This is a genomic window from Psychromicrobium lacuslunae, from assembly GCF_000950575.1.
In the GTDB taxonomy this organism is placed as follows: domain Bacteria; phylum Actinomycetota; class Actinomycetes; order Actinomycetales; family Micrococcaceae; genus Renibacterium; species Renibacterium lacuslunae.
Genome location: NZ_CP011005.1, coordinates 1750629 through 1776045, shown reverse-complemented (window position 1 = coordinate 1776045; position 25417 = coordinate 1750629). Strand labels below are relative to the sequence as shown.

The 25417-nt window shown below is 60.0% G+C and carries 23 protein-coding genes; 13 read left to right on the top strand and 10 right to left on the bottom strand.

Translation table 11 applies throughout. The features are described 5' to 3' along the window. Positions 1-7 precede the first annotated feature (7 nt). Complete coding sequence (locus UM93_RS08250; protein WP_045074931.1) at positions 8-2119, bottom strand: TPM domain-containing protein; 2112 nt, start codon at positions 2117-2119, stop codon at positions 8-10. Positions 2120-2372: 253 nt separating this feature from the next. Here UM93_RS08250 and UM93_RS08240 point away from each other — a divergent pair, with 253 nt between their 5' ends. Further along, a complete protein-coding gene (locus UM93_RS08240; protein ID WP_045074929.1) occupies positions 2373-4082 on the top strand; it encodes a S1C family serine protease in 1710 nt (569 codons plus the stop codon). Between the two features lie 87 nt (positions 4083-4169). Here the strand turns inward: UM93_RS08240 and UM93_RS08235 are convergent, their stop codons facing one another. Together UM93_RS08235 and UM93_RS08230 are read right to left on the bottom strand one after the other, a co-directional pair. Further along, positions 4170-5573 carry an FtsX-like permease family protein gene (locus tag UM93_RS08235; RefSeq protein ID WP_082057064.1) on the bottom strand — a complete coding sequence of 468 codons (1404 nt, stop codon included), beginning with the start codon at positions 5571-5573 and terminating at the stop codon, positions 4170-4172. Continuing rightward, complete coding sequence (locus tag UM93_RS08230) at positions 5573-6352, bottom strand: ABC transporter ATP-binding protein (protein ID WP_082057063.1); 780 nt, start codon at positions 6350-6352, stop codon at positions 5573-5575. Before UM93_RS08230 ends, UM93_RS08235 begins: the two co-directional genes overlap by 1 nt. Positions 6353-6528: 176 nt before the next feature. On the opposite strand from UM93_RS08230, the gene UM93_RS08225 reads away from it, so the two are divergent. Further along, positions 6529-7320: an electron transfer flavoprotein subunit beta/FixA family protein gene (locus UM93_RS08225; protein WP_045077098.1), complete on the top strand. Its 792-nt coding sequence runs from the start codon at positions 6529-6531 to the stop codon at positions 7318-7320. 12 nt (positions 7321-7332) lie between these two features. Further along, positions 7333-8304: an electron transfer flavoprotein subunit alpha/FixB family protein gene (locus tag UM93_RS08220; protein ID WP_045074928.1), complete on the top strand. Its 972-nt coding sequence runs from the start codon at positions 7333-7335 to the stop codon at positions 8302-8304. Positions 8305-8426: 122 nt separating this feature from the next. Here UM93_RS08220 and UM93_RS08215 read toward each other — a convergent pair whose 3' ends face one another. The 7 genes from UM93_RS08215 to UM93_RS08185 form a co-directional block, all read right to left on the bottom strand. Beyond that, a complete protein-coding gene (locus UM93_RS08215) occupies positions 8427-9191 on the bottom strand; it encodes a MerR family transcriptional regulator (RefSeq protein ID WP_045074926.1) in 765 nt (254 codons plus the stop codon). A gap of 124 nt (positions 9192-9315) precedes the next feature. Beyond that, complete coding sequence (locus UM93_RS08210; protein WP_045074924.1) at positions 9316-10209, bottom strand: anti-sigma factor; 894 nt, start codon at positions 10207-10209, stop codon at positions 9316-9318. A 1-nt stretch (position 10210) separates the two neighbouring features. Continuing rightward, positions 10211-10801, bottom strand: a complete 591-nt coding sequence (sigK, locus tag UM93_RS08205; protein ID WP_045074923.1) for an ECF RNA polymerase sigma factor SigK — start codon at positions 10799-10801, stop codon at positions 10211-10213. Positions 10802-10975: 174 nt separating this feature from the next. Next, positions 10976-11773, bottom strand: a complete 798-nt coding sequence (locus UM93_RS08200; RefSeq protein ID WP_045074922.1) for a class I SAM-dependent methyltransferase — start codon at positions 11771-11773, stop codon at positions 10976-10978. 17 nt (positions 11774-11790) lie between these two features. Further along, positions 11791-12636: a class I SAM-dependent methyltransferase gene (locus UM93_RS08195; RefSeq protein WP_052663691.1), complete on the bottom strand. Its 846-nt coding sequence runs from the start codon at positions 12634-12636 to the stop codon at positions 11791-11793. Beyond that, positions 12633-13100, bottom strand: a complete 468-nt coding sequence (locus UM93_RS08190) for a tRNA (cytidine(34)-2'-O)-methyltransferase (protein ID WP_045074920.1) — start codon at positions 13098-13100, stop codon at positions 12633-12635. Before UM93_RS08190 ends, UM93_RS08195 begins: the two co-directional genes overlap by 4 nt. A gap of 151 nt (positions 13101-13251) precedes the next feature. Then, a complete protein-coding gene (locus tag UM93_RS08185; RefSeq protein WP_045074918.1) occupies positions 13252-14145 on the bottom strand; it encodes a J domain-containing protein in 894 nt (297 codons plus the stop codon). Positions 14146-14246: 101 nt separating this feature from the next. Here UM93_RS08185 and UM93_RS08180 point away from each other — a divergent pair, with 101 nt between their 5' ends. The 10 genes from UM93_RS08180 to UM93_RS08135 all read left to right on the top strand — a co-directional run bounded on the left by UM93_RS08180 (position 14247) and on the right by UM93_RS08135 (position 25400). Continuing rightward, positions 14247-15188: a diacylglycerol/lipid kinase family protein gene (locus UM93_RS08180; RefSeq protein ID WP_234399408.1), complete on the top strand. Its 942-nt coding sequence runs from the start codon at positions 14247-14249 to the stop codon at positions 15186-15188. Further along, positions 15188-15697, top strand: coding sequence for a GNAT family N-acetyltransferase (locus tag UM93_RS08175; protein ID WP_234399407.1), 510 nt, complete (start codon positions 15188-15190; stop codon positions 15695-15697). Before UM93_RS08180 ends, UM93_RS08175 begins: the two co-directional genes overlap by 1 nt. A 124-nt stretch (positions 15698-15821) precedes the next feature. Next, entirely contained in the window at positions 15822-16118 is a 297-nt protein-coding gene (gene gatC, locus UM93_RS08170; protein ID WP_045074913.1) for an Asp-tRNA(Asn)/Glu-tRNA(Gln) amidotransferase subunit GatC, read from the top strand. Next, positions 16118-17680: an Asp-tRNA(Asn)/Glu-tRNA(Gln) amidotransferase subunit GatA gene (gene gatA, locus UM93_RS08165; protein ID WP_045074912.1), complete on the top strand. Its 1563-nt coding sequence runs from the start codon at positions 16118-16120 to the stop codon at positions 17678-17680. Before gatC ends, gatA begins: the two co-directional genes overlap by 1 nt. Continuing rightward, a complete protein-coding gene (gene gatB / locus UM93_RS08160; protein WP_199921821.1) occupies positions 17680-19185 on the top strand; it encodes an Asp-tRNA(Asn)/Glu-tRNA(Gln) amidotransferase subunit GatB in 1506 nt (501 codons plus the stop codon). Before gatA ends, gatB begins: the two co-directional genes overlap by 1 nt. 124 nt (positions 19186-19309) lie before the next feature. Beyond that, complete coding sequence (locus UM93_RS08155; RefSeq protein ID WP_045074908.1) at positions 19310-20083, top strand: hypothetical protein; 774 nt, start codon at positions 19310-19312, stop codon at positions 20081-20083. 543 nt (positions 20084-20626) lie between these two features. Next, a complete protein-coding gene (locus tag UM93_RS08150; RefSeq protein ID WP_045074907.1) occupies positions 20627-21637 on the top strand; it encodes an ABC transporter permease in 1011 nt (336 codons plus the stop codon). Further along, complete coding sequence (locus tag UM93_RS08145) at positions 21634-22581, top strand: carbohydrate ABC transporter permease (RefSeq protein WP_082057062.1); 948 nt, start codon at positions 21634-21636, stop codon at positions 22579-22581. The genes UM93_RS08150 and UM93_RS08145 overlap by 4 nt, the downstream gene beginning before the upstream one ends. A 55-nt stretch (positions 22582-22636) precedes the next feature. Continuing rightward, complete coding sequence (locus UM93_RS08140) at positions 22637-24325, top strand: type 2 periplasmic-binding domain-containing protein (RefSeq protein WP_045074906.1); 1689 nt, start codon at positions 22637-22639, stop codon at positions 24323-24325. A 37-nt stretch (positions 24326-24362) separates the two neighbouring features. Further along, positions 24363-25400 carry a LacI family DNA-binding transcriptional regulator gene (locus UM93_RS08135; protein WP_045074905.1) on the top strand — a complete coding sequence of 346 codons (1038 nt, stop codon included), beginning with the start codon at positions 24363-24365 and terminating at the stop codon, positions 25398-25400. Positions 25401-25417 lie beyond the last annotated feature (17 nt).

Below are 25417 nucleotides of genomic sequence, written 5' to 3'. Positions count from 1 at the left end.
GCGGAAGTTAGAAACTTCCGTCGCCCCCGGAATCGCCCCCGAAGCCGCCGAAATCGCCGCCGCCACCGAAGCCGCCGCCGTCGCCTCCTCCGCCGTCGCTCCAACCGCCGAAGCCGCCGCCACCCCAGTTGGAGTTGTTGTGACCGCCACCGGAGAGCATGCCGCCCAGGATGCCACCCAAGATAGCGCCGCCGAAGCCGCCGCCGAAGCCGCCTCCGCCGCCACCCCCATAGCCGCCGCGACCGTAACCAGAATCGGCATAGCCAAAGCTATTGACGTCCGACTGGGCGTATTGAGCGGCTTGCTGAGCCAAGGCAATTGCCTGGTTAGCGTAGGCCAGGGCGCTCACCGGATCGCTGCTCTGAATGGACAGTGCGTAATCGAGATTGCGCTGTGCCTCGGCGATTCTGGTGCGAGCTTCGGCGCCCACCCCACCGCGGCGCGCAGCAATATAGTCCTGAGCCGAGGAAATCTGCGCCTGAGCACTGGAGATTGCCTGCTGCAAGGCAGCTTGCGCGCGTTGCGCTTGCTGTTGCTGATCGCGGATGCCGGTAAGTAACTGATCGAGATTGCTGTGGGCAGTCTCTACCTGTTGTAAGAGCGCACTCGGGTCTGTTTTCCCAGCGGCAAGCTGCCCCTGCACTTGGTTCAGTACTGCTTCGACGGCGGCGACCTGCCCACTCGCCGCTGCGTCCTGTCCCGAGGAGACCATTGCCTTGGCCTGTAGCAAATCGTTATTGGCTTCGGCCAGAGCACTGGGCAGCTGGCTTGCCGCCGCCTGGATATCGGCGGCGACCTTGCCAATCGCGTCTTCGAGCAATTTCGCCTGGTGCAGTGACTCTTCCGCGGCGCGGACTGCCACCGCCGCCCCGGCAGCGTCCTGAGAACTCAGTTTCTGAGTGGCATTTTGCGAGGCGGTGTCAACGAAGCTCAGGCGCTCCTCGGCCTGGGCAATATTGTCCTTAATGGTCGCCGTGGCGGAATCCGCATAGCGACTCTGGAGATCGGCCAGGGTGGCTTGAACGCCCGCCAAACCGGCTCGTACTTGCTGAGCTTCAGCACTCACCGAAGCGAGTGCTTGCGGAGCATTCTTCTCCAGCTCACGCAATGAATCAAAACTCTGCTTTTGCTCGGCTAGCGCCTTATTGGCGTCCTCGGAGCGACGGATGATCTCGCCGTACCAAGCGCGTTGCTGCTCAATGGTGTCGGGGATTTCGTCATCGAGTTGTTGTTGCAGCTTGAAGGATTCATTGAGATGATTCTTGGCCTCGGCCAGGGCAGCCTGGAATGGTTTGACCGAGTCATCGCCGTAGGCTGCCTGGGCGAAACTGATCTCCTGCTCGCTCGACTTAATCGCATCATCGGCGGCGATCAGCAAGGATCCGGCTCGGGTTTTGAGCTCCTCGACGCTGGTGCCAGCCATCGGATCGAGTTGCTCGCCGCTCGGGCCGATGCCACTGGCGGTATCGGCGACGGCTTTCTGTTTTTTGCGTCGGCGGAACACTAAGAATGCCACCACCGCCGCGGCCACTAGGACAAGGAAAATCACTGTGCCCACAATTCCTCCGGTCGGGTTGGGTACTGATCCGCTGCCGCCTCCGGCCGCGTCACCAATGGCCGCGGCAGTGTCTATTGCCGCTTGGGCATAGTCTTTTTTGCCATTGGCCAGATTTGGATTGATCGCATTCTGGATAATGCTGTCGCGCTGGGCGTTGGTGATCTTTGAGTTCTTTGCCTTCTGCAGGCTGAACTTGCCTTGATCGGTGGCGATGGCCAGCACCAGATCGAAATTGCCCATGCCCTTATTGGTGGCGACTTGGGTGGCCCAGTCGGTAGCCGAGCTGGGGTTCTCGAAGTTCTTCACCGTGACGAAATAGAAGTTGTACTTCTTATCGTTGAGCAACTTGGTAATGGCGGCCTGCACATCAGCTTTCCGGCTGCCGAGTACATTGGCGTCGTCAACGATGTTCTGGCCGGAGGGAATGCTCACCGGCGGCTCGGCCGGTAAAGGGGCGGCCTGCGCGGTTGCGGTAGGCAACACCAGCATGGCGCTGAGGCTGAGGGCGGTAAGAATCCGGCCGAGCGGTTTAGCCGCAGAGCGGGCGAATTGTGATCGCATGGACATCCTTCGTCAGTGCGAGATCGCCACGGCCGATTGGCCCCTGCATCCCGCGGTCAACCCTTTTTTCCATCCTATGGGTGTATCTGACAGACCGTCCAACCCCGGGGCTATGCTGTTGGCGAAACACAGCTCGGGCATAGGGTTTGTCACCAGCTTTCTCACAGCCTGCCTTCAGTAAATACACCTATCTGGCTTAAGTGTTGCGGCAATAGTTGAACCAAGAACAACCGATGAAGAAGCAGGAAGCGCAATGTCAGAGCAAACACCCGGTTCGCAGCCAGAACCGCAGAATCCTGAGCCACAACACAACGAGTCGCAGAGCATCGCGCCAGCAGGCCCGGTGGGTCAGCCGACGCCTAGTGAGGGTTCGACCGGCACCCCCACGCCGCATCCGCAAGGATGGTGGCAGAGCGCAACAGCGCAGGGCAGAGCGGCGCAGGAGAACCCCAATCAACGGACCCCCGGTCAACAGAGCCAGGGCCAGCAAACTCAGACCCAGCAATCTCAGGCCCAGTCCAGCGGGAATGCCGGTGAGACAGCGCCGATCTCGTTGAATGAGACTCAGCCGCTCACCACGGCACCGGGGTATCCTTCGCCAAACTTTCAGCCTTCGACGCCAGCAGCGGAACAGCCTCGTTATGCTCACCCGCAGAGCACCCACCCGGGTAATTCCTTTGGCGCCCCGACGCCGCTGCCACCCGCGGCCGGTGCTGCCAATGGCGCGACGGGAAGCGGTCGGAAGCGTTTCGGTACCGGTGCCTTGGTTGCCGGAATGGTGATCGCCGCGGTGATCGGAGCCGGTGCCTCGCTGGGCACCACCGGTTTGCTGGCCGGCGGTCAAAGCAACGCCGGATCGGTACAACAGAGCCAAAACTCGCCAGTCATTGTCAATAATGCCGAATCGGTTAATGCGATTACCGGGGCGGCGGCGAAAGCTTCACCCTCGGTGGTCACCATTGGGGTTAACTCGGGAAGCGCCGGTGGCACCGGTTCAGGCATCATTCTCGACAGCAGTGGCAATATCCTGACAAATACTCACGTCGTCACCCTTGACGGCAAAGCCGCTAATCCGACGATTCAGGTCAAGCTCAATGACGGCCGGGTCTTCAGCGCCAAAATCGTTGGTACCGATCCGCTCAATGACCTCGCCGTGATCAAAATTGATGCAACCGACTTGAAGCCCGCCGACTTGGGGGATTCCAGCAAGGTCAATGTGGGTGATACCGCAATTGCCATCGGTGCTCCACTCGGGCTCAGCGGCACGGTGACCGATGGCATCGTCTCCACTGCCAACCGGACAATTTCGGTGGCTTCCTCTGCGGTACCGAAGCAGCAAAGCGACTCCTCGCAGAGCGAGAACGGTGGTAACGGTGGCTTCAACTTCGCACCGCCGGATGGCTCCTCGCCCAACACCAGCGCCCAGGGGTCAATCAATATCAATGTGATTCAGACCGATGCGGCGATTAATCCGGGTAACTCCGGTGGTGCTCTGGTTAACTCTTCGGGCCAAGTCATCGGCGTCAACGTCGCTATTGCCGGTACCGGTTCGAGTTCGAGTGACAGCAGCAGCGGCGGGAACATTGGCGTCGGCTTCTCAATTCCGATCAACACCGCAAAACGGATTGCCCAGGAGCTGATCTCGAGCGGCAAAGCTAGTCATGGTCAGCTAGGGGTGAGTGTGCGACCCCAATCGGCTGGCAGCGACCAGGAGCAGCAGTCTAGTTCTTCCTTCACCGTCGGGGCGGTGGTGGCCCAGGTAACCAGTGGATCTGCCGCCGAAAAGGCAGGTATCAAGGTGGGTGATGTGATCACTAACCTCGGCAGCCGGGTGATTGACGATGCCTCCTCGCTGACCGCGGCGGTGCGCGAACAAGCTGCAGGCAGCACCGTTAAGGTGAGCTACCTGCGTGGCGGCAAAACTCAATCGGTGGACGTCACCCTGGGGGCGGCAAGCGAATAAGCACCGTGAGCGCTGACTAGTCGCTGAGTTTCAAACAGCAGAGCGCCCCGGCCCTATTCCCAGGGGGCCAGGGCGCTCTGCTGTTGCTCAGACTCTTTCGGCCGAGCTCAGGGTCTTGGACATCACCGGTGCAGTGGCCTTCAGGCTCAACCAGACCAGCAGGATGCCACCGAATAAGCAGGCTAGCACCAGCAGAATGGTGACCGGGTTCATAAAAACCGAGAGTGCAGTAAGCGGAAACACCAGCACCGCAGCAATCAGTGCTGAACCGAGTGAGACAATCCGCAGCGGTGACATGACAGCCCTGCTGCGGGCTGCTTCAATCACTTGCCGCGGCGCACCCAGACGATCCAAACTGACCAGGATTTCGGCTCGATCCAAGATCTGTGATGCTTGATTTACGCCAATCGAGCAGGCCACCATAATGAAGGAAATCACTAGCGTAATGATCACCCCGGTGCGGGTGTCACTAATCAGGAAAGCATCTTGTCCGCTCGCGCCCGAAGATTCAGCGTCACCCACTATCGATAAGCCGACCCCGCAGAATACCGCCATGAAACTTGTCATTGCCACCCCGGAGACCTGGCGCCAGGCGGCTTTCGGCGATTCAAGGATCTGTCTGCTGGCCAGTAGCTTGACCGGCGTTTGAGCACGTCGCCATTGTCGTTGGGCCAGCATCCCCAGGATTGCCGGTCCCATCAGGTTGAGCATCGCTATTACGCCACCGAAGCCCAGCAGCATTACCAAGGCGATGGCAGCGACCGAGCCGAAGGCGCCAATGTTCGACATCGCCAGGTAGACCCCCAGCAAGAAAACAGCACCGATAATGATTCTGAGCACCGCGACTTTAGGCGGATTCTGCCGGGTCCGTACTCCGAGCGGCGAAATATTGACTCGACGCAGACCAATTGCCGCGCTCACTATGGCCAGCAATACAACTGCCAGCACGACGGCGACGATCAGCAGCGGGCTGAGCCATAGTGCGCTAGCTCCTAAAGCCTCACCACGGAAGTGAATCAGACCGACCAGGGGAGTGAGCAGCAAATAGCCGAGTACGCCGATCACTGCTCCACCGAGTGCTAGCACGCTTGACTCCAACACCGTCATGGCGTTGACGGTGGCCGGAGTGGCGCCCAATAAGCGGAGCGTGGAAAGTTTATCGTCGCGTCGCCGCGCCGATAGCCGGGCTGCAGAGCCGCCCAAGGCCAGTAGCGGAACCACCAATAAGGCAACTGCAATTGCTGCCAGGGTCTGATAAAGGCCGCTGTATTCGTCCTGCCAGCGGAAGAAGGATAACGTTCCAGCGAGTACCACGAGCAGCAAGGTGGTGGTGAGCGCGAAGGCGACCACTGGTAGCACGAGAGTGCTACCCGCTATCCCGCCGCGCGCGGTCAAGAGGCTCAGCCGGATGACGGTGCGCAGTCCTGAAGCACCCCGTTGTTTGGTGTTCGGGCTTAGCTGGGGCAGCGGCGGATTGAGTATTGCACTCATCAGGCCACCTGCGTTGTACGCGGCTGAGCGTGCCCGGTCTGGGGCTGAGCCGGCTGCGGCTGGCTAGCTGTCTGCTGGTCGGAATGCCCGGGCTTGGCCGCGCTGTCGCTGATGATCCGGCCGTCTTGCAGCCGTACCAGCCGTCCACAGCGAGCGGCAACAGCGGCGTCATGGGTCACCAAAATCAGAGTCTTTCCCAGTCCAACTGTGCTATTGAGCAAGGCATCCATCACCTCCCCGGACGTCTGTGAATCGAGTGCCCCAGTGGGCTCATCGGCAAAGATCACGCTCGCTCCGGTGACCTGGGCGCGTGCTATAGCAACCCGCTGTGCCTGGCCGCCAGAGAGCTCGCCGATTCGGCGCTGTTCCATTCCGGCCAAGCCAAGACTGGCTAGCCACTGCTGAGCATAGTTTTCTGCCTGGCTACGAGGTGTGCCACCGAGCATCAGGGCGAGCGCCACATTTTCCAAGGCGGTTAGCTCGGGGAGCAGCAGGCCTTGCTGGAAGACGAAACCGAAAGATTCACGCCGCAATCGGGAGCGCTCGGTTTCGCGCATCACCGAGATTGTTTGGGCGCCGCGGGAGCTGGCAAAACCAACCATGCCGGCATCCGGAGTGATAATTCCGGCTAAGCAGTGCAGCAGAGTCGTTTTCCCAGAGCCCGAGGCGCCCATAATGGCCACGGATTCACCGCTGCGCAGATCGAGATCGACGCCAGCGAGGGCCATTGTGTTGCCATAGCTCTTCTGCAGGTTTCGGGTACTGAGGATATTTGTCATGTCTTCAGCATCGCGAATCAGCGCTTAGCTGGGCATCGGCCGCAGGCAGGATTCTTTCTTGGCATGACTCATACTGTGGGCTGAGCCAGCTTCATCAACTAAGCTCCAAGACAGGGCTTGCAGCAAATTTGCGGCCAAAAAGGAGTGTGGAAGTGAGCGAATCCGAATTGTCTCCGCTGACGATTGCGGTTTTGGTGAAATACGTGCCGGACACCCAGTTCGATCGGCATCTGGCGGCCGGGGACGGGCGCCTGGACCGGTCCGAAAGTATCTTATCTGAACTGGACGAGTACCCTCTGGAGGCGGCTTTACAGCTCGCCGAGGAACGAGGTGGGGAGGCGGCTGGGAATCGGATTATCGCCGTGACGATGGGGCCGGAGGCGGCGGTAGGCGCGGTGAAGAAGGCTCTCCAGATTGGCGCCTATGAAGGTGTCCATCTCACCGACCCGGCGCTGGCCGGATCGGATCTGGCCGCCACCTCCTTAGCCCTAGCCGCGTTGATCAAAAAGCTCGGTTCAGTCGATTTGGTGCTCACCGGAATGTCCTCCACCGATGGCGAAACCGCGCTGCTCCCCGCCCTTTTAGCCGGCCGATTAGATCTGCCGCAACTGACTTTGGCATCGTCAATCGAGATCTCAGAGCGCAGCATCACTGTGCACCGTGACGGGGATGCCTATACCGAGGTGATCGAAAGCGTGCTGCCAGCCGTGGTCTCGGTGACCGATCAGATTAATCAGCCGAGGTACCCCAATTTCAAGGGCATTATGGCGGCGAAGAAACGCCAGATCAGTGTGCTGTCGCTCGCTGATCTGGAACTGAGCGCTGAACAGGTCGGCAGCGCCGGGTCCTGGACTGAAGTTCAGCAGGCAAGGCCTCGACCGGCACGGAGCGCCGGAGTGGTGATCACCGATGACGGCGATGCCGGGCTGAAACTTGTTGATTTCCTCGCCGAACAGAACTTGCTTTAGGAAGGCCCGCTGATGAGCACAGTAGTTGTTTTTATTGATTTGCTGGTCGCAACTCCGGCTCCGAACGGAGGGCTGCCGAAGTCTAGTCAGGAGCTCTTGACCTTGGCCGCTACCCTGGGCGAAGTTGCTGCGGCGGTAGCCGGGGAACCGAGCAGTGAGCAACTTGAGGACCTCGGCCGTTACGGGGTTCAGCAGCTGGTAAAGAGTTCGCAGCCCGAGCTTGCTGACTATTCGGTGCTGCCGAAGGCCGAGTTTCTGGCGCAGGCAGCCGAGCAGCTGGCCGCCGATATAGTGCTGGCGGATAACTCCGGCGAAGCCAAAGAAGTGGCAGCTAGAGCAGCCTTGTTGCTGGACGCCGGGGTAGTGTCCGATGTGGTTGGCCTCAGCCCTGAGCTGATCGCTGAAAAATCGGTGCTGGCCGGTTCCTACTTGGTCTCGGCGCGAGTGACCTCTGCCCGGTCGGTATTCACCGTGAAAGCCAATTCACTCGAACCGGTGCCCGCAGGAAGTAGCGTTGAGCCGAAGGTACAACAACTCAGTGTGAACTTCTCCGAGCGGGCGCTCGCGGCGAAGGTAGTGCAGCGTATTCCTCGCGCGATCAGTAGTCGTCCAGAGCTTACCGAGGCACGTATCGTGATTGCCGGGGGCCGTGGGGTTAACGGTGACTTCGGGCCGTTGGAGGCGCTTGCGGACGTGTTGGGTGGCGCCGTGGGGGCATCCCGAGCCGCTACCGATGCGGGCTGGATCGAACATTCTCTGCAGATCGGCCAGACCGGCAAGACGGTTTCCCCTCAGCTGTATGTTTCTGCCGGAATATCGGGTGCAATCCAGCAGAAGGCTGGCATGCAGACCTCGAAAGTGATTGTCGCGGTGAATAAAGATCCGGAATCGCCGGTTTTTGAGATCGCTGATTTTGGCATTGTCGGCGATCTTTTCGAGGTGCTGCCGCAAGCCGTCGAGGAAATCAAGCGCCGTCGCCAATAAATGCTGGTCGAGTGTCGAGATATGGGGCTTAAAACCGTGAAATAAACCCGATATCTCGACACTCGACGCTGTAGTAGGTGGTTACTGGGTGGTGGGAAAGGAAGCGGAGGCGGGACGTTGGCTTAGAGATTTTCTGCTGCGTAGACCTTCATCGCCGCCAGCAGGTACTCCGGTGTGGCCCCCACCTTTTCGAAGTTCCTTCGGAACCGGTCGTCGTCAATGTAGAGCTGTCCTAGGCCGAGGTAGCTCTCAGCGGTTGGTGTCCAACTCAGCTTGATCCACCGATAGTGCCGGGCGACGGCAGCCTGCACTCTCTCGTCCTCGACGGCCAGCCCGGCCTGCTGGCAGTCAGCCAATTCGACATTGATCGCCTCGGCTTCGGCCAGCGCTGCCTCGCGCTCGTTGCCCGACATCTTGGCCCAGCTGGCATTGGCGCGTTCCACCGCTTCTTCTCCCCAGCGCTGAACTGCTTCCTCTTGATAGGGGTTCTTATCGAACCCTTCGAACATCTTCGCTGCGTTCATGATTCCTTCCTTACGGTAACTTTCCCCTCCGGTGAGGGAGGTCATCGTGCTCTGCACGGTCTGCGCGAGTTGAGACATCCGATCGCGCTCCGCAAGCAACCAGCGGTGGTGGGTGCCTAATGCCTCAAGCTCGTCAGTTTGCCCGCGCAGCACCTCGGCAATGGTTTCCAGCCCCAAGTCAAGCTCGCGGAGCAGTAGAATCCGCTGCAAGCGAATCAATTCTGGCTGCTGGTAGTAGCGATACCCATTGGCCGCCGTCCAGGCAGGTTGCAGTAAACCGATCTGGTGATAATGCCGGAGCGTACGCGAGGAGACCTTCGACATCTTGGCTAGCTCAGCAATTGACCAATCAGTTGCTGACATGATGCCCTCACTTCCTGAGCAACTAACTTCTTCCCAAAGGGGAGATGGTGTGCCGGGATTTCCGACACAGCATAAGCCTAAAAGTTGACGTTACGTCAAGGTCAAGTGAGAGTTTCTGCTTTCCTCAGAGGCTGATCGGGGCGACCATCACTGGCTTCGTGGTCGGCTCAGCGGAACCACCAGCGGGTTCGACAGTGATCGCCAAGGTCTCGCCAGTTTTCACGTTCTGCACCAAAGCCGGTTTACCGAGGTCATCGGCAGAACTCATCAGACCGAGTGATGAAGGCTTGCCACCACCGACCGGAATCAACCACAGCTGATAAGTACTTCCACTCTGCGGCGCTGGCACATCGCTCATTTGCAGCACGGCTGCCTGTCGCGAACTGGAAAGATTGATCTTCGCCTCGCCGCCACCCTGCACCGGAACTGTACTGATTCGGCTGTCTGCGGCACTGATCACCTGATGGATCGGATCCTGAGCCTGGATCAAAGAACTCACCCCGAAGCTGCCCGCCACGATCACTGCGGCTGCGGCAACCGCACCGATTAGCCAGCCCCGCAAGGACCGTGCGGTGCGTTTGCTGCGACGAGCGGCGAGTTCGTCAGTTGCGGCGGCGCGGCCCGGAATTGCGCCCTGGGCCGCATCGGCGTCCGAAAGCGAACCTGGAATTGCTTCTGATTTGAGTTGCTCCGGCGGCGTGGTCGCCGGATCTGGCAGTTGAACAGTATCTGCCTGCACCGAGTTCGCTTGGTCAGCGATCTTGGACTGAATTTGGTCCCATAGCCCTTGCGGTGGCTCTGCCTCGGCAGTGGCATAGGCCTCGGCTAGGGTCTCTTCTGTCTCACGAACCCTGCGCGCGAAGTCTTGACGTACGGCTTCATCGGCGGACTGCAAATGATCGTCAATCAATGCCCGTTCGGCGTCATCAACAGCGTTCAGAGCCACCAACTCAGCTAGTTCGAGTACGCGGCCTTCGGCGAGGTCGCTTCGAATCTCTTCAGCAAAATTTTCGTTCATCTCAGCGCACCTCCAAACATGACTTCAAGCGCTGCAATCCATCTCTAATTCGTGATTTCACCGTCGGCACGGCGGCCCCCAATTTTTCTGCGACCTCCCGGTAGGTCAGCCCACCGTAGTATGCCAATCTGACCGATTCTTGCTGCGTATCGGTCAGATTGCCAAGACATTTCAGCACTGCTTCGGCATCAAGACGATCGCTCACCGTTTCGGCCACTTCGTCGTGCTCCATGGATTGGCTGGCCGCGCCATAACGTGCTTCGCGATTGACCGCGCTCTGGTTTGAACGGACTTTGTCCACCGCTCGACGGTGCGTTATGGTCATCAGCCAGGCCATGGCTGAGCCAGAATTGCGGTCGAACCGGGCGGCGTTCTGCCAGACCTGAAGATAAACTTCTTGGGTGGTGTCCTCAGCGAGCTCGGCATCAATCAGTATCCGCCGAGCCAGACCAAAAACTTTACGCGAGGACACTCGATAAAGCTCAGCGAAGGCTTCCTCGTCTTGGCGCGCGGTGGCATTGATGAGATCCGCTAGCTGAGGCTGAGCGTGCTCAGCACCGTCGGGAACATCAACTTCTTGTGGGGTATCCATTAGCCTCAAGTTTAGGTGCATTCGGGCCTGGCTGCTTGGCAGCCGGACAGTGTCGATCATGATTGACACCCGGCCACCCCCTGACAGAATCACGACTAATGCCTGTAACACTTGGTATTCGGAGCCGTAGCCTGGCTGGATGGCTCAGTGTTCGCTGATTAGTTGCCGGTGAGTTCAGCCTTTGCCAGCATGGGTTTTGCTTGCGCTGGTTTTAGTCGCATTGGCGATCAACGCATCGGCGTGAATGCTAAGGCCTGCCAGCTCAGGGCTTAGTCGTTCGCGGAGCTTAGCTAGTGCGGCCGGCTGTTGAGGCAGTGAGGAACTCAGCAAACTGCCTTGTACGAATTGCCAGCCGGAGTCAGCGTCGAGCTCCAGACGGTGACGCACCGAAGTCAGTTGAATCTCGCCGAAACCTGCAACGTTGAGCAACTCGCTAAGTTTTGCGGCGGAATTCATTGCGCCGATATTGCGGACTTCAGGGCTGGCACGGACCGTGACGCCCTGCTCGGCCAAGGCCTCGACAACGATGCTGCTGAGCGGTTCGAACGGTCGGTTCTGCCAGCTGCTCATCACCAGCCGACCGCCGTTTCGCAACTGTGCGCTAAGCAGTGCCAACGCCTCGTTTGGGCTGCCCAGGAAGAACAGCCCGAACCCGCAGAGCACGGCATCATAGCTTCGGATGGCCGAGCAGCCCGTGAGGTCGCCGACCGCGAAGCTCAATTGCGGCAGCGGCGGCCAACTCTCTTGAGCTAGATCAATCATCGATTTCGACAGGTCGACCGCCTCAACCCGGCCCGATTCCCCAACCGCAAGTGCTGCCGGGTAAGCGGAGCTGCCGGTACCACAGCAGGCGTCGAAGACATGCTCGCCCGGTTTCAGTCGTGCTTGAGCCACTAGCTGATCCGCTAGCGGCTGCCATAGTTCGCGCTGCCAGTACGCGAAACCGCTAGAAGCCTGATCCCAGAGCGACATCACGTTAACTTGAGCGCTTAGGGCTTGATCGCGGTGGCGACTAAGGTGTCCGAGTTAAAGGCCACCGGTTCGCCTAGTTGTAGTACCGAGGAAATGAAATTCTGACGTACTCGAGCAATCGCCTCGGGGTCCCGGGGCAATAGGGTGCGCCAGCCGCTGCCCATTACCAGTGCCCAGGCCATCTCCGCGCTAACGCTGAGTTGCAGGGGGTGGGTGCTGACCCGCACCGAGTTCAGGCCGCGTTGCTCGAGCCAATTGCTCAGCAATTCGGCACTGGAAATCATCTCCATATTGTGGTTAGCCAACGGAACCACATTGGCCAATCGAGGGCGTTCGATCACGGCGGCCTGCAAGATGAGTTCAGCGAGCGGCGATAGCGCGCCAGCGACCCAGGTGTTGAGTACCAGCCGACCGCCGGGGCGCAGCAGAGATACTAGGTGGTCGACACCCTCGTCCATCGGGGCGAAGAAGAAGACCGAATAGGAGCACAGCACGGCGTCGTAGGTGCGGTGCCCGCGCCATTGGGTGACGTCGGCGTGGGTCAGCGTGCTGTTCAGGATCCGCTCTGCGGCGAGTTTTTTGCCGGCTAGGGCGAGCAAGCCGGAGGAGAGGTCAACGCCATCGACCGAACCTTCGGGGCCAACCGCCTGAGCGGCGGGAACGGTGACCGCGCCGGAGCCGCAACAGGCGTCGAGGACGGTTTCTCCCGGCTGCAAATCGGCTTGCTGCACGACGGTGCGAGCTGCCGGGTCCCAGAGTGTCTCCGACCAGGATTCGAATTGCAAGGCACCATCGGTGAAGGCAAGACCCGGATCGCGTGCTGACATGCTGATGGTTCCCTTCGAATGGGTTGTGGTGCTCATCGTTGGGCACCTCGAAAATCATTTTGCCGCCAGGCTTCGTAAAGCGCGATGGAGGCCGAATTGGCTAAGTTGAGGGAACGTAGACCGGGCAGCATCGGTAGCCGGACCCGGGCGGTAATCTGCGGCAGCTGCTTTACTTCGGCGGGCAAGCCGACTGATTCCGGGCCGAACATCAGCACATCGCCTTCCTGATAGGCGATATCGGTATAAGACTTCTCGCCGTCGGAAGTGAAGGCGAATACCCGTTCCGGGGCCAAGGCAGTCCAGGCGCTGGGCAGGTCCTGATGGACGTGTAGCGCGGCCAGATCGTGGTAATCCAGTCCGGCCCGGCGCAATTTGGAATCCTCCAAATCGAAGCCCAGGGGTCTCACCAAGTGCAGTTCAGCCCCGGTAATGGCCGCAAGTCGAATGGCATTTCCGGTGTTGCCGGGGATTTCTGGGGTGTAAAACAAGATGCGAAACACCAAGTCAGTCTACGGCTCTTGCCTGCTATCCCAGCCAATGTGACTGGATGGGCCGAAGATGCGGAAATGAGGTGACATTTGCACCACCAGCAACATTCGATGGGACATCCGGGAGGAATCCGGACATTGAACTGGGCTAGTAGATGGGGGGCTAGTACATACCGCCGAGCAGCCGGGAAAGCACCCGGAGATCGACCACATTCGGCTCGCTGCCCAGACTCAGGAAGGAGCCGAGTTCGCGGCCGAGCCGGGCAGCGCCCACCACGCTCAGTCCAGGGCCGCCGTCGGGCTCATTGCCACGACTGTGGTCGATCACCGGTTGGTAAGGGTTACCGCTCGGACTTTGCACCACTATCCAGCCAGAGACCGTGCAGTCGGGGAAAATTTTGCCTAGGGCGTGCACGGCGGAGAGGATCTTGGGTGGTTCCACCCCCCGGCTACCGTGCACCAAACTATTGCCGTTCCAGCGATAGGCACCCTCGGGAACCATCATCGAACCGAGTACGGCGAGTCGATGTCCCATCAGCACGACATGGTCGAGATAGCTGTTGTCCACCGGGGAATGTAGCCCATTGAGCAGTCGGGCAGCCGGGAAACGGTTGAGGATCTGCTGCTGGACCAGCTCAATGGTGCGGGCCTCCCGAACCAAGCGAGCTTGGGCACCGAAGAGTCCGCGTTTGCGCGGAGCGCCGTGGATTTGGCGGCTGGCTTGCTCGAGCGAGAGCAATTGCCCGCCGCCGGTTTCAAAGGGCGGCACAAAGACAGGTAGGTCGCTTGCTGTGTTTGCCGCTGGGCTGGGGCGGGCGGCGCTGCTCGGTTTCGTTGCCGGGCCGCTGGCAGCATAGGAACGGTCATAGCTTTTCCGGGCTGCCGGGTCGATCAGGATCTGATACGCCTCGGTGAGCTGCCGGAATTCTTCCGCACTGCCGCCGTGATCAGGGTGCGCGGTACGGACCGCTTTGCGGTAGGCGGTTTTGATCTCTTGCGGGGTCGCGGTGACCGCAATCTGCAACACCTCATAGTGCGTGCGGTACTGAGGGGTCACAAAAGGCCTTTCCACGCGTTAGCTGAGCGGGTCTTCAGCCCGTAATATGGTGCGTCATTGAAGCTGAGCTTGGCAATTCTGTCGGCGCCAGGACTTGAATCGTGGAGGAACATGCAGCGTCGGGAGAGGGCACGATGAAGATCGCGGTGGCGGTCAACCCGCAGGCGGCCTTCGGCAGCAGCCGGGGCAGCGGAGAGCGGGTGCTCGAATTGTTGCGCGCGGCTGGGCATCAGCCGGTGCTGCTGCGGGAAACCAACTATCAAGCGCTCACTGCCTCGGTGCGTCAAGCCGTGCAGCAAGGCGTCGACGCGCTGCTGATGGTGGGTGGCGACGGAATGGTTCATCTAGGCGTCAACGTGCTGGCCAGTGAGGCAGTTCCGCCGACCCCAATGGGGCTGATCCCGGTCGGCACCGGCAACGACGCAGCGCGTAGCCTCGGGCTGCCGCTGGGTGACATTCCGGCGGCGGTGCAGCGCTTCCTGGCTGGCGCGCAGCAGCCCCTCAGCATTGACCTGGGGAAAGTCTCCTCAGACCGCGAAGAAGAGTTTTTTGCGGTATCTTTTTCCGCTGGATTCGACGCCCGGGTGAATGAACGGGCGAACGGCTGGCGCTGGCCCAAGGGCAGGCAGCGGTACAACTTGGCGATTGTTCGCGAACTGGCCACTTTCCGGCCGATCCGCTATCGCCTGGTGGTCGACGGAGTAGCCGAGGAACTTGAGGCAATGCTGATTGCGGTCGCGAACGGGACATCTCTCGGCGGTGGCATGAAAATTACTCCCGACGCCCAGCTGAGCGACGGTGAACTCGACCTCTTCGTGGTGGCCCCAATGTCGCGACTGCGGCTCGTGGCGCTTTTCCCTAAAGTGTTCTCCGGACGTCATATCGGCGAGCCCGAGGTGAGCATCCGCCGGGTGCGTTCGGTGCGGATCGAAGCCGAACTTCCCGGCAACCAAAGCTTGGTGAGCTATGCCGATGGTGAACGTGTCGGCGCGTTGCCGAGGCAAATTGATCTGGTCCCGGCTGCTCTGACATTGTGGGTCTAGTGATTGACTTTAGACCCGCGCAGCCTGCTGATTATCCGGAGATCGCCAGAATCACCCGTGATTCCTACCTGAGCGCCGGCCATTTCGACTCAGCTGAGCATCCCTATATGCAGCAAATCCAACGCGTCGCAGAGCGGGCAGAGGCGGCACAAATCTGGGTGGCACTTCGAGAGGGCGAGTTGGTCGGCGCGGTGACGCTAGCTAGCTATGGTGAGCCCTTTGCCGATATCGCGCTGCCCGGCGAGTTGCTGATGCGTATTTTGGTGGTCGATCCGGCGGTGCAGCGTGGCGGAATCGGCCGGGCGATGGTCGCTGGGGTGATCGAAGTAGCCCGTTCGCTGCCGGGCATTGAAGCGGTCAGCCTGAGCACCGGCGACGATTGGACCAGCGCTCACGCGCTTTACCGTTCGCTCGGCTTCCAACGCGTCCCGGAGCGCGACTGGACGGTGGAGCGGGAAACCGAACCAAAAACGCTCGCCTGGCTGCGGGTTTACCGGCTGGAAGTGTGAGCTGACTTTCCGTATCGGTCGCAGCCCTCGGAGTTGTTTCCCGAGTCTAGCTAACTTGGTGATCTCGGATAACCAGGTTAGCTAGACTAGGGAAGAACCACTGCTGTTTTTTCCAGGGAGTCCCATGACTGAAATCAATCGTGACGACGTCGCGCACCTCGCGCGGCTGGCGCATATTGACATGTCCGATGCCGAATTGGACCGGATGGCTGGCGAGCTCGCCGTCATCGTCGATTCGGTTAAATCCGTGAGCGAGATTGCCGGGCCAGAAGTACCGGCGACCTCACACCCGATTCCGCTCAGCAATGTGCTGCGCGAGGACGTGGTCGGTCAACTGCTCAGCCAAGAGCAGGCCCTCTCCGGGGCACCGGACGCCGAGGACGGCCGCTTCAAGGTTCCGGCGATTCTGGAGGAGGACTAATGAACGAACTGACAAAACTCTCCGCCGACGCGCTGGCCAGCAAGCTTGCTGCCGGTGAAGTCTCCAGCGTCGAGGCGACTCAGGCGCAACTGGATCGGATTGCCGAAGTAGACGGTGATATTCACGCTTTCCTGCACGTCAATACCGAAGAAGCGCTCGCCGTCGCCCGTGGCATCGATGAGAAGCGGGCCGCTGGTGAAGAACTGCATCATTTGGCCGGCGTGCCGATCGCGGTCAAGGACATGATCGTCACCGTCGGTCAGCCGACCACCGCTGGTTCCAAGATCCTTGAGGGCTGGCACAGCCCCTACGACGCCACCGTAGTGAAGAAACTGCGCGCCGCCGGGATGCCAATTCTGGGCAAGACAAACCTCGATGAATTCGCAATGGGTTCCTCAACCGAGCACTCGGCCTACGGACCGACCCGCAATCCCTGGGATCTGGAGCGCATTCCCGGTGGTTCCGGCGGTGGTTCGGCGGCCGCCGTCGCCGCCTTTGAGGCTCCGCTAGCCCTCGGCACCGATACCGGTGGCTCGATTCGGCAACCTGGTGCGGTGACCGGCACGGTCGGGGTGAAGCCGACCTATGGCGGGGTTTCCCGTTACGGTGCGATCGCGCTGGCGTCTTCGCTGGATCAGATCGGCCCGGTCTCGCGGACCGTGCTGGACGCGGCGCTGCTGCACGAAGTGATTGGCGGGCACGACCCGCAGGATTCCACCTCGTTGACTGACCCGTGTACCGGGCTGGTCGATGCCGCTCGGCAGGGTGCTTTGGGCGATCTCTCCGGCGTCCGACTCGGTGTCATCAAGGAACTCGGCGGCGAAGGCTACCAGGCCGGCGTTGAGGCTCGTTTCCAGGAATCTCTGGAGTTATTCCGCAGCGCTGGTGCCGAGATCGTGGAGGTCTCCTGCCCCAGTTTCAGCTACGCGCTGGCCGCTTACTACCTGATTCTGCCCTCCGAGGCTTCCAGTAACCTGGCAAAGTTCGACGGCGTCCGGTTCGGCCTGCGCGAGCTGCCCAAGGATGGCCCGCTGACCATTGAGCGAGTGATGGGAGCGACCCGCGCTGCCGGCTTCGGCGAGGAAGTGAAGCGCCGCATCATCTTAGGTGTTTATGCACTTTCGGCCGGTTACTACGACGCTTACTACGGTTCGGCGCAGAAGGTTCGGACGCTGATCCAGCGCGACTTCGACGCCGCCTTCAGCCAAGCCGATGTACTGGTTTCGCCGACCGCCCCGACCACCGCCTTCAAGTTCGGTGAGAAGATGGCCGATCCGCTGGCGATGTACCTCAATGACGTTGCCACTATCCCTGCGAACCTGGCTGGTGTGCCCGGCATGTCGCTGCCCAATGGCTTGGCCGAGGAAGATGGACTGCCCTCCGGTATTCAGCTGCTGGCTCCGGCCCGCGAAGATGCCCGGCTTTACCGGGTCGGTGCTGCTTTGGAAGCCATGCATGAAGCAGCCTGGGGCGGCTCGATCCTTGATAAGGCACCGCTTTTGAACGGCGCATCCGCCGGAAACACTCCTCAGCTGCACACCCCTGATTTGGGAGGCAAATAATGACAGAGACTTTGGTTCCCTTCGACGAGGTGCTGGAACGTTACGATCCGGCACTCGGTTTTGAAGTTCACGTTGAACTGAACACCGTGACCAAGATGTTCTCCTCGGCACCGAATGCCTTCGGTGATGTGCCGAACACGAATGTCAACGAGGTCGATCTGGGCTTGCCTGGCGTGCTGCCGGTGGTGAACAAGGCCGCTGTCGAAAGCTCGATCAAAATCGGGCTGGCGCTGAACTGCAAGATTGCCGAGTTCTGCCGTTTCGCCCGGAAGAATTACTTCTACCCGGACACCCCAAAGAACTTTCAGACCTCACAGTTTGATGAGCCAATCGCTTACGACGGGTACCTCGATATTGAGCTCTCCGATGGCACCGTTTTCCGGGTCGAAATTGAGCGTGCGCACATGGAAGAGGACGCCGGCAAGCTGACTCACCTGGGCGGCGCGACTGGCCGAATTCAGGGTGCTGACTACTCGCTGGTGGATTACAACCGGGCTGGTGTGCCGCTGGTGGAGATCGTTACCAAGCCGATTCTCGGTGCGGGGGAGCGGGCTCCGGAACTGGCCAAGGCATATGTTGCGGCAATTCGCGAGATCGTGAAGAACCTGGGTGTTTCGGATGCTCGAATGGAACGCGGAAACGTGCGTTGTGACGCTAACGTTTCGCTGATGCCGAAGGGCAGCTCGACGCTAGGCACCCGGACCGAGACTAAGAATGTGAACTCGCTGCGTGCCGTTGAGCATGCTGTGCGCTTTGAAATGGAACGCCATGCCGGGGTGCTTGATGCCGGCCAGAAGATTGTGCAGGAGACCCGGCACTGGCACGAGGACACTCGTTCCACCACCTCCGGTCGGCCTAAGTCCGATGCCGATGATTACCGTTACTTCCCGGAACCAGATCTGGTCCCGGTGGTGGCGTCCCCGGAGTGGGTCGAGGAATTGCGCGCTCAATTGCCCGAACCGCCGGCCGAACGTCGCAAGAGACTGAAGGCTGAATGGGGTTATAGCGATCTGGAGTTCCGTGATGTGGTGAACGCCGGAATCCTTGACGAAATTGAGGCGACCATCACCGCCGGGGCCTCTGCTGCGGTGGCTCGTAAGTGGTGGATGGGCGAGATTGCCCGCCGCGCCAAACTGGCCGAGGTCGAGCCCGCTGAGCTGGGCATCAGTCCCGCTGTGGTGGTCGAACTGCAGGGCTTGATCGACTCGGGCAAGATCAATGACAAGCTGGCGCGCGATGTACTCGATGGTGTGCTGGCTGGTGAAGGCAGCGCCACCGAAGTGGTCGCCGCACGTGGCCTGGAGGTTGTCTCCGACGATGGCGCACTGCAAGCCGCTATTGACGAGGCGCTGGCTGCTCAGCCGGACGTTGCCGAGAAGATCCGTGGCGGCAAGGTGCAGGCCGTTGGTGCGATTGTCGGCGGCGTGATGAAGGTGACCCGCGGCCAGGCCGATGCCGCTCGGGTGCGAGAACTGATCCTCAAGACGCTCGGCGTCGAGGGGTAGTTGAGCAGAAACAGCACCTTTCGCGTTCCGCGAGTGTGCAGCTCTACATCTTTGTGAGTGGTTTTAAGATGTAGAACTGCACACTCGATGGTTATCTTTGAGGGTTCCAGGAGAGGCGGTGCCCATGCGCTGGCGGCATCTCGTTCGGGTGCAGACCGAGGGTGATAATCATCCAATGGAGGACGCTTGCGGCTTTGCCGGTGGCCTGGCCTGGATGATTGACGGTGCCACCTCGGTACTTGAACCGCTCGGCTTGCCGGCCTCGACCGATCCGGCCTGGCTGGCGGCCGCGTTGAACATTGAATTGGCCGCTGCGGAGAGCTCGATAGGGCCGGTTGCAGGCCAAGAATTCGGCGCCCGCGAGCTCCTAGGCCGAGCCTTGCAGGGCATCGATCGGCAAGCCGGATCCCTGGTAGGCTCCGAGTCGATTCGGTTTCCTTCGGCAGCGCTCTCGCTCGCTCAGCTCCGTCCGGACGGTGTCGAAGTGCTCTCACTCGCCGATTGTCATGTCGTGGTCCAGGAGCGGGGCGGTGGCCTGCGGCATGTCATTTCTTCTCTGGCCGACCCTGGGGCGTCCTGGACGCTCGAAGAGCTGGCCGCCTCGCGACGTCGGCGGAACAGCCCGGAGGGGCTCTGGGTGGCGCGGCGCGAACCTGAGGCAGCTGACCACGCCTTGGTAGTGCAATGTGGTTTTCCGGAACGTCTGGTGATGGCGAGCGACGGAGCCTGGCGAGCAGTGGATCTGGGCTTGGTCGGCGGTCCGGCAGAGTTTTTGGAAACCGCGAGCGATCCGCTAGCCGCGCAACAATTGATGACTGAGCTGCGCCGCCATCAGCGTGAGATCGGCGAAAAAGCCGACGACGCTAGCCTGCTCGTGCTGGCCCCGGAGTCTGACTGACCGCACCGAGCTGCGTCACTTTCCGCTTCCACGTCCCTTTCTCGCCGAGTGTGCAGATCTACACCTTCTGAGGTCGTTTTAAGGTGTAGATCTGCACACTCGGCGAGATCGCGGGATGGATGTCTTGGTATACCGGCGGCAGGGGCAGCTCCGTCGAATTCGGAGGTCTGCACGCTATCAGGTGCTTATACGGTGCTTATCTCCGAACTTGATGGGAGGAGTTCCCGGATTCAACCGCACTGGTTGACCTCCCTCACGCCTGGCTTTGGGCTCGCCCGCGTCTAAGAGGTCCGAGCCCGGCTTGGACGCGGCAAGAGCCTGAAGTTCGGTCTGGTTTGCCCTGAGAAGTCAGAATCCCGGTCCTCGTTACCGAGCTGAGCTGCGGGCACGCCGCCTGAAATCATGATGAAACATGATCGTAACGGTCAATTTCAATCAATATCTTGCAATCTTCCCCAAACTTCTTTATGGTTTGTTAAACGATTAACAGACTGTGAGCTGAGTCACTACGGCTGACATCTAGCAGAGAGGGGACCGGCCCGAATGTCGACCGCCGCCCTGAGGAAGCGCGAAAAACCCAGCAAGCTGCCATTGCGAACCAGATTCAAACGCGATTGGCGGATGCTCTTGCTGATGGTGCCGGGGCTGCTGTTCCTGCTGCTGTTCTTCTATGTCCCGATCCTGGGCAATGTGATCGCCTTCCAGGACTACCAACCGTTCCTCGGCATCGGCAATAGCGATTGGGTGGGCTGGCAGAACTTCATCGATCTCTTCGATAACCCGGACTTCTGGACGGCGCTGCGGAACACCCTGGTGTTAGCGGTCTGGCAGCTGGTGCTCTTCTTCCCAGTGCCGCTCGGCTTGGCCTTGATCGTGGACTCGCTGATGAGTTCGAAACTGCGCCGCTGGTTCCAGAGTGTGGTGTATTTACCGCATTTCCTGTCTTGGGTGCTGGTGATAGCGCTCTTCCAACAAATGCTTGGCGGCGCAGGCCTGGTGAATAATCTGCTCCGACAATGGGGTCTCGACGTCGTCCCGTTCATGACTAACCCGGACACCTTCCCCTTGCTCTCCACCATTCAACTGGTTTGGAAAGACGCCGGCTGGGCAATGATTATCTTCCTGGCCGCACTCGCCCAGATCGATACCTCGCTCTACGAGGCGGCCGCGGCCGACGGCGCAGGGCGTTGGCGCAGAATGTGGCACGTTACCCTGCCGGGGCTGCGTGCGGTGATCATCTTGCTGCTCATCCTGCGAATCGGAGATATTCTCAGCGTCGGATTCGAACAGTTCCTCTTACAACGAGACGCGGTGGGCCCGGGAGCTGCTGAAGTGCTCGACACCTTTACCTACTTCTCCGGAGTGGTTGGCGGTGGTTGGAGTTCTGGAGCCGCGGCCGGTCTGGCTAAGGGCGTCGTTGGTGCGATTTTGATCTACATCGCCAATAAGGTCGCCCATCGCTTCGGTGAGTCGGGCATCTTCCAATCAGCACCCAAGATCGCCAAGAACAACTCACGCAAGGCCCGCCGCTTGGCGAAGGAGAACGCACGATGAGCACGCTGACAGAAATCACAAAAATGACCGCGAAGCGCCGAGCCCGTAGCGAAGGCCTGACTTACAACTCAAAGCGGCCGGCGTGGAAAGAGAAGCCATCAATCGGCTACCAACTGCTCAAGTCAGTCATCATTGGCCTGATTTCGCTTTCTATTTTGGTGCCGTTGCTGCTGGTGGTCTCCACCTCGCTGGCGGATGACAAACAATTGATTTCTTCTGGCGGCTACGTGCTCTGGCCGGAGCGACCTACCTTTCAGGCTTACCAGACCATTTTCAGCAGCGCTTTCATGATCCGCGCGCTCGGCGTCAGCACCTTTGTGACGGTGATCGGTACTGCGCTCGCGCTCTTCGTCACCATTACGATGGCCTATGCCACCAGCCGCCCGGTGCTTTTCTCGCGGCCCGCACTGCTCTTAGTGCTCTTCACCCTGCTGTTCGCGCCCGGTCTGATCCCGATGTTCCTGATGATCAAACAGCTCGGGCTGCTGAACACCATTTGGTCGCTGATCCTGCCCGGCATCTTCGTCGCCTTCAACTTTGTGGTGATGCGTTCCTTCTTCATGGGGCTGCCGCAGGAACTGATCGAAAGCGCCAAGGTGGACGGGGCCAGCGACTTCACCATTTTGTGGCGAATCGTGCTGCCGCTCTCCAAAGCCGTGATCGCCGTCGTTGGGCTGTTCTACGCGGTCGGCTTCTGGAACGCCTTCTTCAACGCCCTGCTCTACATCAATGACAAGACGCTCTACCCGGTGCAACTGGTGTTGCGGAACTTCGTGGTGCAGGGCGGCTCGCTGGCCGATCAACTCGGCGTCAGCACCGCTCCGCCGCCGCAGTCCATGCAGATGGCCGTGGTGGTGGTGGCGCTGGTGCCCATTCTGCTGATTTATCCCTTCATCCAAAAACACTTCAATAAGGGCGTCATTACCGGCGCTATCAAGGGCTAGCCCCGGCTAGCGATAGCAATTTCACTCGCAGTTCCATCAGAAGAAAGGGGTTGCCATGGCGACCGACAAGATAAGCCAAGGTTCCATTAGCTCAGCTGGCTTTAATCGACGAGGTTTTCTGGGCCTAGCCGGGCTTTCGGTGACCGCGCTGACCCTGGGTGGCACGTTGACCGCCTGTGGCAGCGGTGGCAACGGTGGCGGTGGCGCGGATGCCTCCGCTAAAGTCACGCTGCCGACCTATAAGGAATTCACCAAGGTCACCGCGGATCTGCCGGGTAATGCGCAGGGCTTGCAGGCGGGCTTTCTCAAGGCTCCGGGCGAGTTGGTGACTTCGGTCTCTGGGCCGCCTTTGAAGGGCAAGGTCACCGGTCTCACCGAGACCTTTGAAACCATGTCGCCGGCCATGGTGGACAACCCCTTCTGGGGCCGACTCAATACCGCGCTCGGCGGCACTCTCGATCTGCAGATTGCCGAGGACGTCGGCGATGGCTACCCGGCGAAGTTCGCAACCATCCTGGCCAGCGACACACTTCCGGACATGATGTGGGTGCCACCGAACCAAGGCATCCCGAACGTCGGTCCCATGTTGGAAGCGAAATTCCAGGACTTGACCAAGTATCTCTCTGGCGATGCCGTGTTGGAGTACTCTAACCTCGCCGCGCTCAAACCGGATTCCTGGAAAACCGCTGTGGTCAACGGCAAGATCTGGGGTGCCCCGATTCCGAGCACTCCTTTCGGTCAAGTGATGGCAGGTAATAAGGCGAGCTGGGCAGCGGTCGGTGGGCTCACCGCTAACGACGCCGACGAGTTCTTCGCCAAGGTCAAGGAACTCACTCGGCCGAAGGAAGGCAAATATGCCTTGGAGCCGGCCTATATCAATATGCTGCATATGTTCACCGAGTGGTACGGTGCACCGAACAGCTGGGCGGTGAATAAGGACCGCACCCTAACTCACCTCTATGAGACCGATGAGTACCGTGCCGGTTTGGAATATGCGGCCAAGCTTTTTGCCGCCGGGGTTTTCTATCCGAATGTGAATGCCACCGATATTTCGAACCGCATTGTTAGCGGCTCGGTAGCGGCCCAGGTCATTGTCGGGCCGCACGACATCCGACGCTACCGGACATTGAGCGCGGCCGCGCAAACCGAAATCTTGGTCCCATTTGCAGCCGTTAAAGGTGGTAAGCCGACCTACGATATGGGTTATGGCACCGTCGGGTTCACTGCTTTCAAGACCGCTGATGAGTCGAAAATCCGAGAATTGCTTTCGCTGATCAATTACCTCTCCGCGCCTTTTGGTACGGTGGAATATATGCAGAAGAACTACGGTGAGAAGGGCAAGGACTATACCCTTGATGCTGGCGGAAATCCGGTGCTCACCGCGAGTGGTCAAACCGATATCCCCGGTCTGGCGAGTGCTTTGAATATTATGTCCAGTCCGGAAAATGTGGTGTTCAATCCGGCCTTCCCTGACGATACAAAGTACATTTATGAACAAGAAAAGAAATTACTCGAATTCGCGCAGCGGAATCCAACTAATGGCACCTATTCGGATACCAACGCCAAGGTTGGGGCGAAAATTCAGACGGCTTTCCGAGACAAGATCGTAGATATTGTCACTGGTCGATCGAAGGTTTCCGATTTGGCTGAGGCGGTGAAACGCTGGAAGGCTGACGGCGGCGACAAGATTCGTGAGGAGTATCAGAAGGCGTTGCCCGCTGACGTTCCAGTGACCGGCAAGTAACGGCTCGATGCTGACGATTGCCGGAGAGGAGGGGGATATGGAGTTGAACAGTGCTTCCGGTGCGCCGCGGAGCGGCCGGGTAACGATTAAGCAGGTTGCTCAGCGGGCCGGAGTTTCCACCGCTTCTGTTTCCTATGTCCTCTCCGGCAGGTCAGGTATTGCGGGAAGAAACGGCGGCGTCGCGAGCGAGACGGCGGTGCGGATCCGGGAAGCTGCTGAGGAGTTGGGCTACGCGCCTGATCTGGCCGCCCGGAAAATCCGTACCGGACGAACCGAGACCATCCTGCTCTCGCTTACGATGCTTTCGGACCCCTGGGCGCTCGCCGTAATTGAGGCGGTACAGCGCCGGGCGATGCCCTTGGGCATTACGCCGATGATTCTCGCTGACGCTGACTGGGCCCGAGTGCTGAAAACCCATGACGCGGACGCGATGTTCATTGATGCAGTGGCGGATGGACAGCAGGGCGAACTTGAGGCACTTGCTCGGCAGGGCAAGAAGCTGGTGGTGTTCCATGAGCAGATTGAGCCTAGGGGTTTCGAGGTGATTCGCTCGCTGGCCGGCCCGGGCTGTGTTTTAGCGATGGAGCACCTGCTGGCGAAGCATCAGAAGATAGCGATTTTGACCACTGAACGGGCGCGGGAAAATCGTGACCCGGCTCGGTTCCTGCCCTATCTCGACGGGCTGCGTAGGGCCGGACTGCCGCTTCGGGAAGAGTACCTGGCAACCTTTGATCGATCGCCGGTGAGTGCCTATGCAGCAGCTATGCGCTTACTTGATCGGCCAGACCGGCCGACGGCGATTTATGCCACCACCGACTTTGCCGCGATGAGCGCGATTAATGCGGCGCAACGCCTCGGCATCACGGTGGGTGAAGATCTTGACGTAGTCGGGGTCGGTAACACCTTGGAGGGCGAGGCGATGGCTCCCAGCCTGACCTCGGTTGGCCCGGTGGGGTTCTTCGATGAGCTGGCGCGCATTCTGGTTGAACGCGCCCTCGGCGGTTCGGAGAACTCGGTGACAGGCGGCGTCGTGGAATTCCCCTGGCAGCTCTTTATTAGGGACAGCGCGAGGTAAATCAGCTACGCTGCCCG

Bases quoted from the DNA above. Each gene is read 5' to 3' on its own strand.
- UM93_RS08250 (WP_045074931.1), bottom strand. From the start codon at position 2,119: ATGCGATCACAATTCGCCCGCTCTGCGGCTAAACCGCTCGGCCGGATT.
- UM93_RS08240 (WP_045074929.1), top strand. From the start codon at position 2,373: ATGTCAGAGCAAACACCCGGTTCGCAGCCAGAACCGCAGAATCCTGAG.
- UM93_RS08235 (WP_082057064.1), bottom strand. From the start codon at position 5,573: ATGAGTGCAATACTCAATCCGCCGCTGCCCCAGCTAAGCCCGAACACC.
- UM93_RS08230 (WP_082057063.1), bottom strand. From the start codon at position 6,352: ATGACAAATATCCTCAGTACCCGAAACCTGCAGAAGAGCTATGGCAAC.
- UM93_RS08220 (WP_045074928.1), top strand. From the start codon at position 7,333: ATGAGCACAGTAGTTGTTTTTATTGATTTGCTGGTCGCAACTCCGGCT.
- UM93_RS08215 (WP_045074926.1), bottom strand. From the start codon at position 9,191: ATGTCAGCAACTGATTGGTCAATTGCTGAGCTAGCCAAGATGTCGAAG.
- UM93_RS08210 (WP_045074924.1), bottom strand. From the start codon at position 10,209: ATGAACGAAAATTTTGCTGAAGAGATTCGAAGCGACCTCGCCGAAGGC.
- sigK (WP_045074923.1), bottom strand. From the start codon at position 10,801: ATGGATACCCCACAAGAAGTTGATGTTCCCGACGGTGCTGAGCACGCT.
- UM93_RS08200 (WP_045074922.1), bottom strand. From the start codon at position 11,773: ATGTCGCTCTGGGATCAGGCTTCTAGCGGTTTCGCGTACTGGCAGCGC.
- UM93_RS08195 (WP_052663691.1), bottom strand. From the start codon at position 12,636: ATGAGCACCACAACCCATTCGAAGGGAACCATCAGCATGTCAGCACGC.
- gatC (WP_045074913.1), top strand. From the start codon at position 15,822: ATGACTGAAATCAATCGTGACGACGTCGCGCACCTCGCGCGGCTGGCG.
- gatA (WP_045074912.1), top strand. From the start codon at position 16,118: ATGAACGAACTGACAAAACTCTCCGCCGACGCGCTGGCCAGCAAGCTT.
- gatB (WP_199921821.1), top strand. From the start codon at position 17,680: ATGACAGAGACTTTGGTTCCCTTCGACGAGGTGCTGGAACGTTACGAT.
- UM93_RS08155 (WP_045074908.1), top strand. From the start codon at position 19,310: ATGCGCTGGCGGCATCTCGTTCGGGTGCAGACCGAGGGTGATAATCAT.
- UM93_RS08150 (WP_045074907.1), top strand. From the start codon at position 20,627: ATGTCGACCGCCGCCCTGAGGAAGCGCGAAAAACCCAGCAAGCTGCCA.
- UM93_RS08145 (WP_082057062.1), top strand. From the start codon at position 21,634: ATGAGCACGCTGACAGAAATCACAAAAATGACCGCGAAGCGCCGAGCC.
- UM93_RS08140 (WP_045074906.1), top strand. From the start codon at position 22,637: ATGGCGACCGACAAGATAAGCCAAGGTTCCATTAGCTCAGCTGGCTTT.
- UM93_RS08135 (WP_045074905.1), top strand. From the start codon at position 24,363: ATGGAGTTGAACAGTGCTTCCGGTGCGCCGCGGAGCGGCCGGGTAACG.